Source organism: Sphingomonas sp. GW822-FHT03G08, assembly GCF_058801135.1.
This window is the reverse complement of record NZ_JBXAMZ010000002.1, coordinates 617,306-631,906: the sequence shown is the minus strand read 5'-3', so window position 1 is coordinate 631,906 and position 14,601 is coordinate 617,306. Positions and strand designations below refer to the sequence as shown.

Genomic DNA, 14,601 nt, shown 5'->3' with positions numbered 1-14,601 from the left:
CTGTTAAAGGATTAGAAGCCATGTTGCCCCTGTGAACGGCGGCCGAGACCCGGCTGGCCAGGACAAACAGGGGATACGCAATGTCGAAGATCACGATCGCGCTGGAAGCAGCCGTCGCCACCGTCATCGAGAATACGCCGCAAGACGGCGCCGCTCGTAGCAACCGCCAGCGCGTCTATGTCGACCGTGCCTTCGCCCAGATCCTCAAGCTGATCGCCCCGCGCATCCGCCACTTCGTCCGCCAGTACGGCCTGACCGCACACTGGGAAGATGCCGAGCAGTGCTGCGCCATCGCCGTGCACCGCGCCATCGAAGCCTATGACCCCGCCAAGGCGCAGTTCACCACCTTCGTGAACTGGCAGATCCGCGGCGAGCTGCAGAGCCTGCGCTTCCGCCTGATGACCGATCAGCGTCCGTCGGCGAAGAAGGTCGAGGCCACCACCGTTTCGCTCAGCGCCCTCGCCACCTCGATCGATGGCGACGAGATCTCGCCCGAGGCGATGATCGAGGACGAAGAAGCCGTGTTCCGCACCGAAGCCGCCGCTTCCGACTATCTCGCCGAAGGCGCCGTCTCGCAGCTCATCGACGCCTATGTCGACCAGCTCCGCAAGGTTGGTGTCGAGGCACTCCGCCGCCGCCCGCGCCCGAAGCGCGCCGAAGCCGCCCTGCGCCGCGCCGAAGGTCCGCGCCTGCGCTCGGCCACCTATGGTATCGACCCCGCCGAGCTGGAGAAGCTCGAAGCCAAGCTGGCCCGCGACCGCGAGATCGTCGAGCGCCGCGTGTTCCAGACCGCCACCCTCGACGACCTGTCGCTCGAGACCGGCGTGACCAAGGAGCGCGTCCGCCAGATCACCAAGCGCGCCGCCAAGGCGATCGCCGAGATCGCCGCCAAGGATCCGCGCTTCGCCGTGATGGCCGAATATGGCCAGCCGGGCACCCCGAAGCGCCGCCCGGCCCCGGCCGCGCGCACCACGCCGCTGCTGCCCGACACGAACCTGCCGCACAACCGCCTGGCGAGCGTCCGCGCCGTCGACCCGACGACGCTGTCGCCGGTGCTCAGCACCCCGGCCGTCCAGCAGGTCGAGCGCGCCGAGACGGCCCAGCTTGCCGCCCCGGCCCCGTCGAGCGCTTCGCTCCACTGATCGCATCGGAACGCCCCGCGCGCGCCTAGCCATCCTATAATGCTCACAAGAGGCATGGAGGACCCGATGCATCGCAATCTCGACTGGACCGGCAAGGAGGAGTCGCACGGCTCGCTGCCGCGCCCCAATCGCCGCCTGACCGCGCTCGCCCAGGATGTGGCGCGACTGGCCCAGCCGCTGCTGCCCACCGGCAGCGACCTGTTCCTTGGCCTGGAGGCCACTGCCGACGGCCAGATCCACCTGGTCTGGTGGCGCCAGCACGACTTCAAGCGCGTCGCCACCATCTCGGCGTCTCCGGACGCCTTCTGCCCCGAGGACAGCGACGAAGGCGCGCTGCAGGACGCAGCGGCGGCGCTGCTCGATTATCTCGCCGGCCGCTGGCCGACCCCGCCGGGCGCGCTCGGCGTGATCACCGACGGCGTGGGCGTGGCCTTTGCACCCGACCACCCCTCGCCTTCCGCGGACAGCTGGCTGCTGCGCCACGCCACCGGGGAAAGCACGCTGGCGATGATCCTGGATCTCGACGCTGCCGGCCCCTGCGGACTGTTGATCGGCGGACAATCCACAGGTTCATTCCACTAACGGAATGGCGTTTACCTTGTATTATCCTTGAATTGCTTCAAGATACCTTCAGATTCGAGGGGATCATTGATGGCAGGCGCGAACGGCAAGGGTAAGATGCGGGTGGGATCCGCGGGCGAGCCCCTGATCGATTACTATCGTGCAATCGTTTTCCCGAACCGGGTGCGTGAGCAGCGCCAGCGCCATGGCTTTGCGAAGCTCCTGCGCCTTTCTGCAAATATTCCCGCAATACCCTATATTCGTCTTTCGAAGATCGAGCGCGGTGAAGTCGTGGCCCGGCCGGACGAGCTGCGCCGCATCGCCACCGCTCTTGGCATCGCGCCGACGGAGCTGCTGCTCGATATCGACGCGAAGGATTTCGACATCGCTGCCTGGGCCGCGCCGTTCGGCGACGGGGCCCAGCTCGACCTGGAAGAGGAGCGGTTCGCGGTGCTGCTCGGCGCTGCGCTGCGTGCCCGTCGCACGCTGGATCCCGCGCTGACCATTGCCGTGATCGAACGCGATTTCGCGCTGCCTCCGGTCAACCTCTCCCGCGTGGAAAATGCCCAGAAGCCGTTCGGCCGCTGGAACGCGGCCATCCACAACGCCTTGTTCGCCCTGTTCGGCGTAACCGACGAAGCAGCCCTGCGCGCGGAAGTCGAGCAGCGCCATGCGATGGGCGCGCTGGATGCATTCCTGGCCACCATCGCCAATCCCGAGACGCGCATCGCCCGCACCCGCGAGCGCACTGCCGAACTGACCATGGCGCTGAACGCGGAGCCGCCGGCGGAGCCCGCGCCCGCCGTGGCGCTGCCGCTGGCAGGGCCAGTCGGCGCCGTCCGGCTGCTGCCCGTCTTCGGCGTGCCGCTGCCCCAGGGGCTGATCGGCGACCAGCCGACCGGCGAGACGGTCGAGGCCCCGCACATCGCCGGCGTGCGTGCCTTCGGCATCAAGGTATGCCGCGCGACGCTGGGCGGCGGCCTGCCCGCCCAGGCGACCGTGGTCGCCGATCCCGATCGCCTGCCGCTTCCCGGTGGCCTTGCGGCGCTGCGCGAAGGCGAAGGCTGGCGCCTGCTCTCGGTCGCTTCCGGCCGCGACGGACGGATGATCGGCTACAGCGTCAATCCGGACATGGAAGTGCCGCTCGACGATTGCGATCCGTCGAGCCTGGCCGCGATCGTCTCCGCCGTCTTCCTCTGACCGCCCCGTATTGCTAGGGCGCTGCCCATGGGGATCATTGTCGCGATCGAAGGCGCCGACGGCGTCGGCAAGAACACCACGTCCAGGCTGCTCTGCGAGACGCTGCAGGCCGCCGGCAAGACAGCGACCGTGATCGGCTTCCCGCGCTATGGCGAGACCGTGGCCGGGGTGACGATCGGCCGCTATCTGGCCGGCGACATGCCGGTGCCGGTGAGCCCGCATGCCGCCGCGACACTCTATGCGCTCGACCGCTTCGAGTGGCGGGACGAGATCCTCAAGGCCGTCGCAGCACATGACGTGCTGATCTTCGATCGCTATGTCGCCTCGAACATGGCCTATCAGGGCGCGCGCGTGCCTGCCGGGGAGAGCCGGGCGCTGATGGAGTGGATCCTGGCGCTGGAGACCGGCCAGTTCGCCCTGCCCGTCCCCGCGCTATCCATCTATCTCAACACGCCCTGGGACCTGGCGCGTGCGCTGATCCTGCAAAAGGCCGAGCGCAGCTATACCGACAAGAGCTTCGACGCCTATGAGGCGGACGTGGCGCTGCAGCAGCGCGTGCGCGCCAATTACGAGTCGATCGTCGAGGCCGGGCTGCTCGGCCCGTGGCACATGGTGCATGCCAGCACCGACGGCACGATGCGCCCGCCCGCCGAAATCGTCGGCGAGATCATTTCCCTGCTGGAAGCGGTTCCGGAATAAGCCCGAAAGCCGTGTGACCGGCTTGACAGCTCCCCCCGCGGCGCCGCATGGTAGCGCTATCAAAAGCAATATCGGGGTGAGAGGATCTTGAACGCGTCTCCGGCGGAAATGCTGCCTGTCGATCATGCCCAGGCGATTCTGGTTGGCCGAATCCTTACCGAGGCCGGCCCTAGCCCCGTGATCCTGCGCGGCGGGCGTATCTATGACGTCTCGGCCACTGCCGCGACCGTGGCGGACCTGCTCGACCTGGCCGATCCCGCGAACGCCGCCGGCACCGATATCGGCGCCGCGGCCGACATTGGTAGCGATACCGGCCCCAAGCTGCTCGCCCCGATCGACCTGCAATGCGTCAAGGCATGCGGCGTGACCTTCGCCCTCTCGGCGATCGAGCGGGTGATCGAGGAGCGCGCGCGTGGCGATGCCGACAAGGCGAACGAGATCCGCGGCGACCTGGAAGCCAAGGTCGGGTCGGGCATCCGCTCGGTCGTGCCGGGCACATCGGAAGCCGCCAACCTCAAGGCCGCGCTGATCGAGGCCGGCATGTGGTCGCAGTATCTCGAGGTCGCGATCGGACCCGATGCCGAGGTGTTCACCAAGGCGCCGGTGCTCTCGGCAGTCGGCTGGGGCGCCGATATCGGCGTGCGCTCGGACAGCGACTGGAACAACCCGGAGCCCGAAGTCGTCCTGATCGTCGACAAGACCGGCACGCCGCGCGGCGCGACGCTGGGCAACGACGTCAATCTGCGCGACTTCGAGGGGCGCAGCGCGCTGCTGCTCGGCAAGGCCAAGGACAATAACGCCTCGACCGCGCTGGGGCCGTTCATCCGCCTGTTCGACGCAGCCTTCACGATGGACGATGTCCGCTCGGCCGAAGTCGATCTCGTCATCGACGGGCCCGAGGGCTATCGGCTCGAGGGCACCAACAAGATGAGCCAGATCAGCCGCGATCCGACCGACCTGGTCCGCCAGACGCTGAGCGAGCACCAGTATCCGGACGGCTTCGCGCTGTTCCTCGGCACCCTGTTCGCGCCGATCCAGGACCGCGACCATCCCGGCCGCGGCTTCACCCACAAGGACGGTGACGTGGTGCGCATCTCGAGCCCCAAGCTCGGCGCGCTGGTCAACCGCGTGACCACGTCCAAGGCCGCGGCGCCCTGGACCTTCGGCATCCGCGAGCTGATCCGCAACCTGGCGGGCCGCGGCCTGCTGTGAGCGCCACGCGCGGCCCTAGTCATTGCATTTCCAAGGTATTCCATTCCCATGTCTGAAGCCGATCCCGCCAATACCGTGCTGACGCGCGACCAGCGCGCCATCTATCCGAGCCTGAAGGGCAAGCGGGTGCTGATCACCGGCGGCGGATCGGGCATCGGCGCCGGGCTGGTCGAAGGGTTCGTCCGCCAGGGCGCCGACGTCACCTTCTTCGACATCGCCGACGCGGACTCGCAGGCGCTGGTCGGGAACCTCTCCGGGCTCGGCAAGGCGCCGACCTACGAGAATGTCGACCTGACCGACATCAAGGGCGCCAAGGCGACCATCGCCCGGCTGATCGAGGAGCATGGCGCCTTCGACGTGCTGATCAACAACGCCGCCAATGACGACCGCCACACCATCGAGGAAGTGACGGAAGACTATTGGGAGAACCGGCTCAACGTGAACCTGCGCCACCTGTTCTTCTGCGCCCAGGCGGTGATCCCGGGGATGAAGGCCAAGGGCGGCGGCGTCATCATCAACATGGGCTCGATCTCCTGGCACCTCGCGCTGGAGGGGCTGATCCTCTACCAGACCGCCAAGGCCGGCATCGAGGGCCTGACCCGCAGCCTGGCGCGCGACCTGGGGCCGGACAATATCCGCTCGGTCTGCATCGTGCCGGGCAATGTGAAGACCCCGCGCCAGATGAAATGGTACACGCCCGAGGGCGAGGCCGAGATCGTCAACGCCCAGTGCCTCAAGGGCCGGCTGGTGCCCGACGACATCGCGGCGATGGCGCTGTTCCTCGCCTCGGATGACGCGCGGCTGATCACCAGCCACGAGTTCTTCGTCGACGCGGGCTGGCGCTGAGCCATGGGCGTGGTGACGTCGGCGCCGCAGAGCGTCTGGTCGCTCGCCGCTCCCCTGCTCGAAGGGCCGGTCTGGGTGGCGCGCGACGCCGCCCTGTGGTTCGTCGACATCAAGGGCCACAAGATCCACCGCTATGACCCGGAGACGGGCGACAAGCGGAGCTGGGATGCCCCCGACCAGGTCGGATTCGTGCTGCCGGCCGCGCGCGGCGGGTTCGTCGCCGGGCTGAAGACCGGGCTTGCCCATTTCGATCCCGAGACCGGCGCCTTCACGCAACTGGTTGATCCCGAGCCGGAAAAGCCCGGCAACCGGCTGAACGACGCCACCGTCTGCCCCGATGGCCGGCTGTGGTTCGGCACGATGGACGACGCCGAGGCGGCGGACAGCGGCGCGGTCTACCGGCTGGCGGCGGACGGCGGCTGCGTGGCCTCGACGCCCTTCTGCTCGATCACCAACGGGCCGGCGATCAGCCCCGATGGCAGGACGCTCTACCATATCGACACGCTGGGCGGCCTGATCTTCGCCTGCGACCTGGCGCCGGACGGCAGCCTGTCCAACCGGCGGGAATTCGCCCGCATTCCCAATGACCAGGGCTATCCCGACGGGCCGACCGTGGATGCCGAGGGCTGCCTGTGGGTGGGCCTCTACAAGGGCTCGGCGGTGCGGCGCTATTCGCCGGCCGGCGAGCTGCTGGAAACCGTGGAATTTCCGGTGGATGCGATCACCAAGATCGCCTTTGGCGGGCCCGATTTGAAGACTGTGTTCGCCACCACCGCCAACAAGCACCTGACGCCCGAGGAGAAGGCCGCGAACCCGAGTTCGGGAGACCTTTTCAGCTTCCGGGTATCGGTGCCGGGGGTGGCGGGGACGCTGGTTCGGGAAGGCGTCTGAACTGTACGCCGAAGGTGGCTAAGGTTGCGCGGGTCAGGGCCTCGGCTATATAGTCAATATTATTGACTATCCATGTTTCATACTATATCTCCATCGTCATTCCCGCGAAGGTGGGAATCCATTGGCGCTGCTGGCGCGGCTCCTCCGGGAGGCCAGCCAGAATGGATCCCCGCCTTCGCGGGGATGACGGATTTGGAGATTCACCCGTGACCGATTCTACCCCCTTGAGCGAAGTCGCGATGCCGGCGCTGTTGCGGCATGCGCGGCATACCTATGGCGCGGCGATGCGGGCAGCGCTGGCCGCGCGCGGCTATGACGATATTCCGGCCAATGGCCTGTATGTGATCGGCGCGCTGGCGCTGGGCGAGGCACCGCTGAGCCAGATCATCCGCGAGCTGCGCGTTTCCAAGCAGGCGGCCGGGCAGCTGGTCGATGCGCTGGTGCTGCGCGGCTATCTGGAGCGGCAGGTGGACGCGCAGGACCGGCGGCGCCTGACCGTGACGCTGACCGAGCGCGGCAGCGCGGCGGCGGATACCCAGCGCGAAGCGCGCGAGGGGATCGATGCCAAGCTGCTGGCGTGCATCGGCGAAGAGAAGGTGCTGCATGCGCGCGAGGTGCTGGCGGCGCTGATCGGGATCGGGCGCGAGGGGGAATAGGGCTGCCGTTCCCGACCAGTGCTTCCTGTTCCCCGGCGGAGGCCGGGGCCCAGTTGCCATGTCGGTCGTTAGGTTCCCGCGCCATCGATAGGGCGCCGAAACTGGGCCCCGGCTTTCGCCGGGGTACCGTACCCACATGGGGCGGCATCGCGTTGCGCTGTGGACGCTTGAGCCGCGGATGTTCGCACTGGGCCCGGTGGCGCCGTGGTTCCGCAAGCGGGTAGCCGCGCGTGACGCCGGTGGCCGACCTCTCCGTGCGGAGCGATGAAAGCGGTTCCGGCGCGGGCGGAAACAGCGCGCATCAGCTTCGGCGTATGGTGCGGATGTTCCTCCTCCTCGTCACCCCGGATCAAGGCCGGGTGACGCGGGTGCCCACAACATGGCTTACGGCCCGTTAACCATCCCCTGCCATGCAAGGCGTGCAAACGTTTATGGGGATGGACGTGCAGCAACTATCGGGATTCTGGATCGGCAGCGATCTGGACGAGACGGCATTCGGGCATTTTGCCGAGGACATGGTGACGCGCGAGGACTTGGGCAGGCTGCCCAATGTCCTGCTGCTCGCCGAACGCCATGCGGGCTTCTGGGAGACCGAGCGCGGCCAGCTGGTGCTGGTCGGCATGCTGGGAATGCTGGTCGATTCCCTGGAGACCGGGGATGCAAGCGAAGCGCTGGGCGCGATCAGCGCCTGCCCGCCGTGGCTGGCGCAGCAGGCGCTCGACCTTCTGATCGCGGCGCTGCCCGAAGGCGCGCTCGATGTGCCGCAGGAAATGGACGATGCCATGCTGTTCTGTACGGCAATGCTGGCAGGCGCCAGCGGCCAGCGGGCCGCCGCCGCCGCCTTGCTCGAACAGGGGCGGCCGGGGCGCGTGGAAGCGGCCTATGGCCCACCTGCCGCCGCGATCGCTGCGGCCTATCCACCGGCGCCCGAAAAGGCCGAGGCGTTCAAGCCCAAGCTGATCATCTGGGACCTGGACGATACGCTGTGGCACGGCACGCTGGCGGACGGCGACGCGCCGGTGCTGATCGAGAAGCGGGCGGAGTTCGTCCGGGCGTTCAACCGGCACGGCGTGGTCTCGGCGATCTGCTCGAAGAACGAATTCGCCAAGGCCCGGGCCGAGCTGGAGCGCTTCGGGCTGTGGGAGGAATTCGTCTTCCCGCGCATCGCCTTCGTGCCCAAGGGCGCGGTGATCCGGCGGATGATCGCGGACATGCAGCTGCGGCCCGAGAATGTGCTGTTCGTCGACGACAACCCGCACAATCTCCACGAAGTCGCCGATGCGGTGCCGGGGATCAGGGTTGTGGATGCGACCTCGGGCGCATGCGATGTGCTGCTGGAGGAGCTGCTGGCGGGCCAGGCGCATGTCGCGAAGAGCCGGGTGGCGGACTATCGCCTGCTTGAGACCAGGGTGGCCGAACGCGAAGGCGAGCAGCTGAGCGACGAGGAATTCCTGCTCAAGAGCGGGATCTGCGCGACCTTCACCGACCGGATGGACAACCTCGAATTCGCCGAGCGAATCGAGGAGCTGATCAACCGCTCCAACCAGTTGAACTATACCCAGAGCCGGATCGCGCCGGGCACGATCCGCGACAAGATCCAGGACATCGACCATTACGAAGTGCTCTGCGCCTTCGTGTGGGACAAATATGGCTATTACGGGCTGGTCGGCGTGGCGGTGTATGCCTTCCGGACGAAAACGCTCGAGCATTTCGCCTTTTCGTGCCGGATCATGCACATGGGCGTGGAGGACGCGATGATCCGGATGCTCGCCGAGCGCGGCTATCCGCTGCAGGCGAGCCCGGCGTTCCGCAAGCCGCTGCCGGCCCAGTCGTCGCGGGCGATCACCACCCTCTCCTATTCGGATGCCGAGGTGCGCGCGCGCGTGCTGGCCGAGGAAGCGCCGCGCGACTGGAGCAAGGTCGACCTGCGGATCATGGCGGATTGCCAGTCGGGCGCCTTCTACCATTACAGCCGGCACCAGGCGGTGACCGATTTCGACAACAACCCGCGGCTGTTCAGCCTGCCCCAGATGAAGACCGGGGCCTATCTGGAGCAGCATTTCCCGCGCCACCTCGTCTATGCGGCGGCGAGCGATTACATCGACTGGCGCTGGGAAGCCTATTCGCGCGAGATCGATTACGCGCTGTTCCTCGACTGCGCCGACCGCTTCGTCGAGATGGCCGTGACCGGCGGGCACAGGGTGCTGCTGTTCCTGCCGCCCGAGGGGCTGGCCCTCAAGATGTACGAGCTGCACAAAGGCTGCGTGCCCGAGCGCAGCCGGGTGTGGCACCCGGTGCTCAACCATTACTGGCGCGGCGTGGCGGCGCGGCATCCGGGCGTGTTCACGCTGGTCGAGCTGGGGGACGAACTCGCCGCCGACGAGCTGGTCCATGCGCATCATTATGTGCCGTCGGCGCTGCAGCGGATCAGCGGGATGATCGACGACTGGTATGAGGCTGTGACGGCGCAGGTGGCGCTGGGGGTGGCGGCGTAAAGCTCCCCTCCCTGCAAGGGAGGGGCTGGGGGTGGGTGGATGGCCGCGATACGGCAGGGCCAGTCCAGAACTTCTCCGTATCGCCAGGACGCGACCCACCCCTCGATCCCCTCCCTTCCAGGGAGGGGAAGACACTAGTGATTGTGCCGCGGCACCTTCTCGCTAGTGCGGCGGTACTTGAGCGCGAATTCGAGCGCGGCGCCGTCGCCGAGCTGGCCGGTCTTTTCGCGGTAGAGCTCTTCCCAGGGGGTGTTGCTCTCCGGGATCGGCGGGGCCGGCTCGGTCTTGCGGCGGGCGATCTCTTCCGCGTCGACCAGCGCGTCGCAGGTGCCGGCGTTGAGATCGACGCGGATGATATCGCCCGAGCGCAGCCAGGACAGGCCACCACCCGCCGCGCTCTCGGGCGAGGCGTTGAGGATCGAGGGGCTGTCCGAGGTGCCCGACTGGCGGCCGTCGCCGAGCGTCGGCAGGCTCATGATGCCCTTCTGGATCAGGTGATCGGGCGGCTGCATGTTGACGACTTCCGCCGAGCCGGGCCAGCCGAGCGGGCCGGCGCCGCGGATGACGAGGATGCAGTTCTCGTCGATGCCCAGCGCCGGATCGTTGATGTTGTGGTGATAATCGTCCGAGCCGTCGAACACGATCGCGCGGCCCTCGAACACGCCTTCATGGCCGGGGCGCGAGAGATAGCGGGCGCGGAAATCCTCGCCGATCACGCTGGTCTTCATGATCGCGATGTCGAAGAGGTTGCCGGACAGGACGAGGAAGCCGGCCTTCTCCTTGAGCGGCTTGTCCCAGTCGAAGATCACTTCGCGGTCCGAGACATGGGCATCGGCGATGTTCTCGGCGAGGGTCTTGCCGGTGCAGGTGAGCACCGAGCCATCTAGCGCACCGTTCGCGAGCATTTCGGTGAGCACGGCGGGGATGCCGCCGGCGCGGTGGAAACGCTCGGACAGGAACTGGCCGGCGGGCTGCATGTTGACCACCAAAGGCAGGTCATAGCCCTGGCGCCAGTCGTCCGGGGTGATCTCGATCCCGGCATGCGCGGCCATCGCGACAAGGTGCGGCTGGGCGTTGGTCGAGCCGCCGATCGCAGTGAGCAGCTTGATCGCGTTGAGGAAGCTCGCCTTGGTCAGGATCTTCGACGGGCGGAGATCGTCATAGGCCATCTCGACGATGCGCTTGCCGGTCTCGTATGCCATCTGGCCGCGTTCGCGGTAGGGCGCCGGGATCATCGCGCAGCCGGGGAGCGACATGCCGAGGCCCTCGGCGATGCTGTTCATCGTCGAGGCGGTGCCCATCGTGTTGCAATGGCCGGACGAAGGGGCGCTTTCCATCGCGCGCTTGAGGAACTCGGCCTCGTCGATCTCGCCGGCGGCCATCTTGCGGCGCGAGCGCCAGATAACGGTGCCCGAGCCGACCAGCTCGCCTTCGTGCCAGCCGTCAAGCATCGGGCCGCCCGAGAGGACGATCGCCGGGATGTCGACGGTGGAGGCGGCCATCAGCGACGAGGGCGTGGTCTTGTCGCAGCCGGTGGTGAGGATGACGGCGTCGATCGGATAGCCGTTGAGGATCTCGACCAGGCCGAGATAGGCGAGATTGCGATCGAGCGCAGCCGTAGGCCGGCGGCAATTCTCGAAGATCGGGTGGAGCGGGAACTCCATCGGAATGCCGCCTGCTGCCAGGATGCCGGCGCGGGCGCGCTTGACCGTCTCGAGATGGATGCGGTTGCACGGGGCGATGTCGCTGCCGGACTGCGCAATGCCGATGATCGGCTTGCCCGAGGTCAGTTCCTCCGGGGTGATGCCGTAGTTCATGAAGCGCTCGAGATAGAGCGCCGCCATGTCGGCGCGGCCGGGCGCGGCGAACCATTCGCGCGAGCGGAACGGACGGACGGGGGTGCGGGTGGTCATAACTTCCTCTTGTGTGCAGAGGGGCGCAAGCCCTGCGGCCCGCGCCCCTCCCCTGTACTCAATCGACGTGAAGGGCCGGGATCAGCCCTCCATCGCCTCCAGTTCCTTGCCCTTGGTCTCGTGGATGAACTTCTGGACCAGGAAGAAGCTGATCACCGCGCAGACCGCGTAGAAGGTGTAGGCGCCGGTGAGGCTCCACTTCGCCATGCTCGGGAAGGTCTGGGCGATGACATAGTTGGCGCCCCACTGCGCGAAGCCGCAGACCGCCAGCGCCGAGCCGCGGATCTGGTTGGGGAACATCTCGCCGAGCATCACCCACATCACCGGGCCCCAGCTGACGTTGAAGAAGATCACGTAGAGATTGGCGGCGACGACGGCGACCATGCCGAGCTGCGGGGTGAGCACCAGCTTGCCTGCCGGGTCGAGCGTGCCCTGGCTGAAGGCATAGACCATCACGAACAGGGTGACAGCCATGCCGGCCGAGCCGATCAGCAGCAGCGGCTTGCGGCCGATCTTGTCGATCACTGCGATCGTCACGAAGCAGGCGGCGATCGAGACCGCACCCGAGACGATGTTGATCAGCAGCGCGTCATTCTCGGTGAAGCCGGCGAGCTGCCACAGGGTGGCGCCGTAATAGAAGATCACGTTGATGCCGACGAGCTGCTGGAACACCGCGAGCAGCAGGCCCGCCCAGACGATCGCGCGGATGCCGAGGAAGCCGTTCGGCGCGAAGATGTCGGCCAGACGCGGGCGATGGTCGGTCGAGAAGCTCGCCTGGATCTCGGCGAGCTTGAGGCCGCCTTCGGTGGCGCCGAACAGGCTGGTGAGCACCTTCAGCGCTTCGGGGTTGCGCTTCTTGGCGACGAGGTAGCGCGGGCTCTCCGGGATGAAGAACAAGGCGACGAGGAACACGCCGGCCGGGATCGCCTGCATCAGGTACATCCAGCGCCAGGCCTCGATCCCGCCGAGATGGCCGAGCGAGCTGCCGGCGGCCTGGGCGAGGTAGTAATTGACCACGAAGGCGGCGGTGAGGCCGGTGATGATCATGATCTGCTGGACCGTCGTCATCCGGCCGCGGATGTTCGCGGGGGCGACCTCGGAGATATAGGCCGGCGACAGCACCGACGCGGCGCCGACGGCGATGCCGCCGATGATGCGGGCGATGACGAAAATGGTGTGATCGTGCGCGAAGCCCTGGACGAGCGCGCCGCCGAGGAAGAGGAGCGCGGCGAGGCGCATGACGTTGCGGCGGCCCATCGCGTCGGCAAGGGTGCCGGCGAAGAAGGCGCCGAACACGCAGCCGATCAGCAGCGAGCCGACAGTGAAGCCGAGGCCGGCTTCGTCGAGCGTGAAGGCATGCTTGAGGCCTTCCTGCGTGCCGTTCACCGCGCCGCTGTCATATCCGAAAAGCAGGCCGCCGATCGTCGCCACCGCGACGATGGCGCCGATCAGGCCGATATTGGCCTTCTGCGCCGTATCATTCATCTGGTTCGTTCCCCTCCACATGCCCCGATCGGGCAATTGTTAGCGGTAACGGTGGCTCGATCCGGCGGGAAAAGCAAGGGCGTTCCGCGCGGCCGGGCGACTCCGTCCAGCGTTGTCATGCTGGACCTGTTTGGGCTGGAGGCCAAGCGTTTCCGCTCCCCTCCCTGGAAGGGAGGGGTTGGGGGTGGGTAGTGTCAGGGCGATATGGTGAGGCGAGGGTTGAACCAGCAATATCGCCAGGCTTCCACCCACCCCTAACCCCTCCCTTCCAGGGAGGGGGATTTTCAGCGCTTTACCGTCTTGCCCGTCGCCGGCTTGCCCGCGCCCGGGGGCGGGCCGCAGGATTCGCGCTGGATCAGCTCGAAATCGAGGACCTGCTCTTCCAGCTTGTCGTTGGTGCCGGCGCGGTGGGCGCGGAGGCGGGCGAGGAGCAGGGTCAGCGCGCTCTCGGCCATGGCGGCGATCGGCTGGCGGACCGTGGTGAGCTCCGGCCACATGGTGGTGGCGAGCGCGGTATCGTCGAAGCCGACGATGCTGATGTCCTGCGGCACGTGCAGCCCGCGACGATGCGCGACGCCGACGGCGGCAGCGGCCATGTCGTCGTTCGAAGCGAAGATCGCGGTCGGCGGGTTCTTGCGATCGAGCAGCCGCTCGGCGGCGACGATGCCCGAGCGGAAAGTGAAATAGCCCTGCTCGACCGGCATCGCCTTGACGTCGAGCCCGGCGGCCTCGATCGCCTCGACAAAGCCGCGATGGCGCTCGGCCGACGAAGTCTGGTTCGGGTTGCCGCGGATGAAGCCGATATTGCGATGGCCCATGTCGAGCAGATGCTTCGTCATCGCGGACGCGGCGGCGGCATCGTCGATGCGGACGTTGAGGCTGCGCTCGGGCGGCAAGCCCATCGCGACCGACACCCAGGGGATGCCCGCGGTCTCGAGCTCGGCGCGGACCGGCGCGGCCTCGGACAGCGGCGGCGGCAGGATCACGCCCTCCACACTGGTCGCGGCGAACTGGCGCGTGGCCTCGGCCTGCTCGTCCGCGCGCTCGCCTTCACAGGCCTCGAGGACGAGGTGGCAGCCGGCCCGCCTAGCCGCGGCGAGCGCGCCGATCAGGAACTGCGAGAGATAGGCCGCCGACGGGTTCGAATAGAGCAGGCCGATCTGGGTCGCCTCGCCCGCCGCGAGGCTACGCGCGGCACTGTTCGGCGAATAGTTCAGCTTGGCGATCGCCTCGAGAACCGCGTGGCGGGTTGTTTCCCTAACATTGGAACCACCATTGACCACACGCGATACCGTCATCGCGGACACGCCCGCTTCACGCGCGACGTCCTGGACGGTGACCGTGCCACGGCTTCTACGGCTGGGTCTGCTCATCGTTACGGGGATATGCTGCGGTTTCCCTAAATGCAATCGGCGTGAAATCGGTTCGAATGCCCCGGTTGACCGCTCCGGATTTACGCTGATAGTGATAGCGCTACCATAACGCAGACAAGATCGGCGCC

Annotated in this window: 12 protein-coding genes; 9 read left to right on the top strand and 3 right to left on the bottom strand. The window is 67.3% G+C overall.

Annotation, left to right across the window (positions count from 1 at the left end):
* Positions 1 to 80: 80 nt before the first annotated feature.
* The 9 genes from AC1RJ5_RS20240 to AC1RJ5_RS20200 all read left to right on the top strand — a co-directional run bounded on the left by AC1RJ5_RS20240 (position 81) and on the right by AC1RJ5_RS20200 (position 9,702).
* On the top strand, positions 81 to 1,142 hold the full coding sequence (locus AC1RJ5_RS20240) for a sigma factor-like helix-turn-helix DNA-binding protein (protein ID WP_269576160.1): 1,062 nt from the start codon (positions 81 to 83) through the stop codon (positions 1,140 to 1,142).
* 66 nt (positions 1,143 to 1,208) lie between these two features.
* Complete coding sequence (locus tag AC1RJ5_RS20235) at positions 1,209 to 1,724, top strand: hypothetical protein (RefSeq protein ID WP_269576161.1); 516 nt, start codon at positions 1,209 to 1,211, stop codon at positions 1,722 to 1,724.
* A 69-nt stretch (positions 1,725 to 1,793) separates the two neighbouring features.
* Positions 1,794 to 2,903, top strand: coding sequence for a helix-turn-helix domain-containing protein (locus tag AC1RJ5_RS20230; RefSeq protein ID WP_493115372.1), 1,110 nt, complete (start codon positions 1,794 to 1,796; stop codon positions 2,901 to 2,903).
* A gap of 27 nt (positions 2,904 to 2,930) precedes the next feature.
* Complete coding sequence (locus AC1RJ5_RS20225; protein WP_342251259.1) at positions 2,931 to 3,602, top strand: dTMP kinase; 672 nt, start codon at positions 2,931 to 2,933, stop codon at positions 3,600 to 3,602.
* Positions 3,603 to 3,710: 108 nt separating this feature from the next.
* On the top strand, positions 3,711 to 4,814 hold the full coding sequence (locus AC1RJ5_RS20220; RefSeq protein ID WP_342251258.1) for a fumarylacetoacetate hydrolase family protein: 1,104 nt from the start codon (positions 3,711 to 3,713) through the stop codon (positions 4,812 to 4,814).
* Positions 4,815 to 4,862: 48 nt separating this feature from the next.
* A complete protein-coding gene (xylB, locus tag AC1RJ5_RS20215) occupies positions 4,863 to 5,660 on the top strand; it encodes a D-xylose 1-dehydrogenase (protein WP_184168666.1) in 798 nt (265 codons plus the stop codon).
* A 3-nt stretch (positions 5,661 to 5,663) separates the two neighbouring features.
* Entirely contained in the window at positions 5,664 to 6,551 is an 888-nt protein-coding gene (locus tag AC1RJ5_RS20210; RefSeq protein WP_269576164.1) for an SMP-30/gluconolactonase/LRE family protein, read from the top strand.
* Positions 6,552 to 6,757: 206 nt separating this feature from the next.
* A complete protein-coding gene (locus tag AC1RJ5_RS20205) occupies positions 6,758 to 7,207 on the top strand; it encodes a MarR family winged helix-turn-helix transcriptional regulator (protein WP_493115369.1) in 450 nt (149 codons plus the stop codon).
* A gap of 443 nt (positions 7,208 to 7,650) precedes the next feature.
* Entirely contained in the window at positions 7,651 to 9,702 is a 2,052-nt protein-coding gene (locus AC1RJ5_RS20200) for a hypothetical protein (protein WP_493115367.1), read from the top strand.
* A gap of 134 nt (positions 9,703 to 9,836) precedes the next feature.
* Here the strand turns inward: AC1RJ5_RS20200 and AC1RJ5_RS20195 are convergent, their stop codons facing one another.
* The 3 genes from AC1RJ5_RS20195 to AC1RJ5_RS20185 all read right to left on the bottom strand — a co-directional run bounded on the left by AC1RJ5_RS20195 (position 9,837) and on the right by AC1RJ5_RS20185 (position 14,473).
* Entirely contained in the window at positions 9,837 to 11,615 is a 1,779-nt protein-coding gene (locus AC1RJ5_RS20195) for an IlvD/Edd family dehydratase (protein ID WP_493115365.1), read from the bottom strand.
* Positions 11,616 to 11,696: 81 nt separating this feature from the next.
* A complete protein-coding gene (locus AC1RJ5_RS20190) occupies positions 11,697 to 13,100 on the bottom strand; it encodes a sugar porter family MFS transporter (protein WP_342251254.1) in 1,404 nt (467 codons plus the stop codon).
* A gap of 284 nt (positions 13,101 to 13,384) precedes the next feature.
* Positions 13,385 to 14,473 carry a LacI family DNA-binding transcriptional regulator gene (locus AC1RJ5_RS20185; protein ID WP_342251253.1) on the bottom strand — a complete coding sequence of 363 codons (1,089 nt, stop codon included), beginning with the start codon at positions 14,471 to 14,473 and terminating at the stop codon, positions 13,385 to 13,387.
* Between the last annotated feature and the right edge of the window lie 128 nt (positions 14,474 to 14,601).

Bases quoted from the DNA above. Each gene is read 5' to 3' on its own strand.
- AC1RJ5_RS20240 (WP_269576160.1), top strand. From the start codon at position 81: ATGTCGAAGATCACGATCGCGCTGGAAGCAGCCGTCGCCACCGTCATC.
- AC1RJ5_RS20235 (WP_269576161.1), top strand. From the start codon at position 1,209: ATGCATCGCAATCTCGACTGGACCGGCAAGGAGGAGTCGCACGGCTCG.
- AC1RJ5_RS20230 (WP_493115372.1), top strand. From the start codon at position 1,794: ATGGCAGGCGCGAACGGCAAGGGTAAGATGCGGGTGGGATCCGCGGGC.
- AC1RJ5_RS20225 (WP_342251259.1), top strand. From the start codon at position 2,931: ATGGGGATCATTGTCGCGATCGAAGGCGCCGACGGCGTCGGCAAGAAC.
- AC1RJ5_RS20220 (WP_342251258.1), top strand. From the start codon at position 3,711: ATGCTGCCTGTCGATCATGCCCAGGCGATTCTGGTTGGCCGAATCCTT.
- xylB (WP_184168666.1), top strand. From the start codon at position 4,863: ATGTCTGAAGCCGATCCCGCCAATACCGTGCTGACGCGCGACCAGCGC.
- AC1RJ5_RS20210 (WP_269576164.1), top strand. From the start codon at position 5,664: ATGGGCGTGGTGACGTCGGCGCCGCAGAGCGTCTGGTCGCTCGCCGCT.
- AC1RJ5_RS20195 (WP_493115365.1), bottom strand. From the start codon at position 11,615: ATGACCACCCGCACCCCCGTCCGTCCGTTCCGCTCGCGCGAATGGTTC.
- AC1RJ5_RS20190 (WP_342251254.1), bottom strand. From the start codon at position 13,100: ATGAATGATACGGCGCAGAAGGCCAATATCGGCCTGATCGGCGCCATC.
- AC1RJ5_RS20185 (WP_342251253.1), bottom strand. From the start codon at position 14,473: ATGAGCAGACCCAGCCGTAGAAGCCGTGGCACGGTCACCGTCCAGGAC.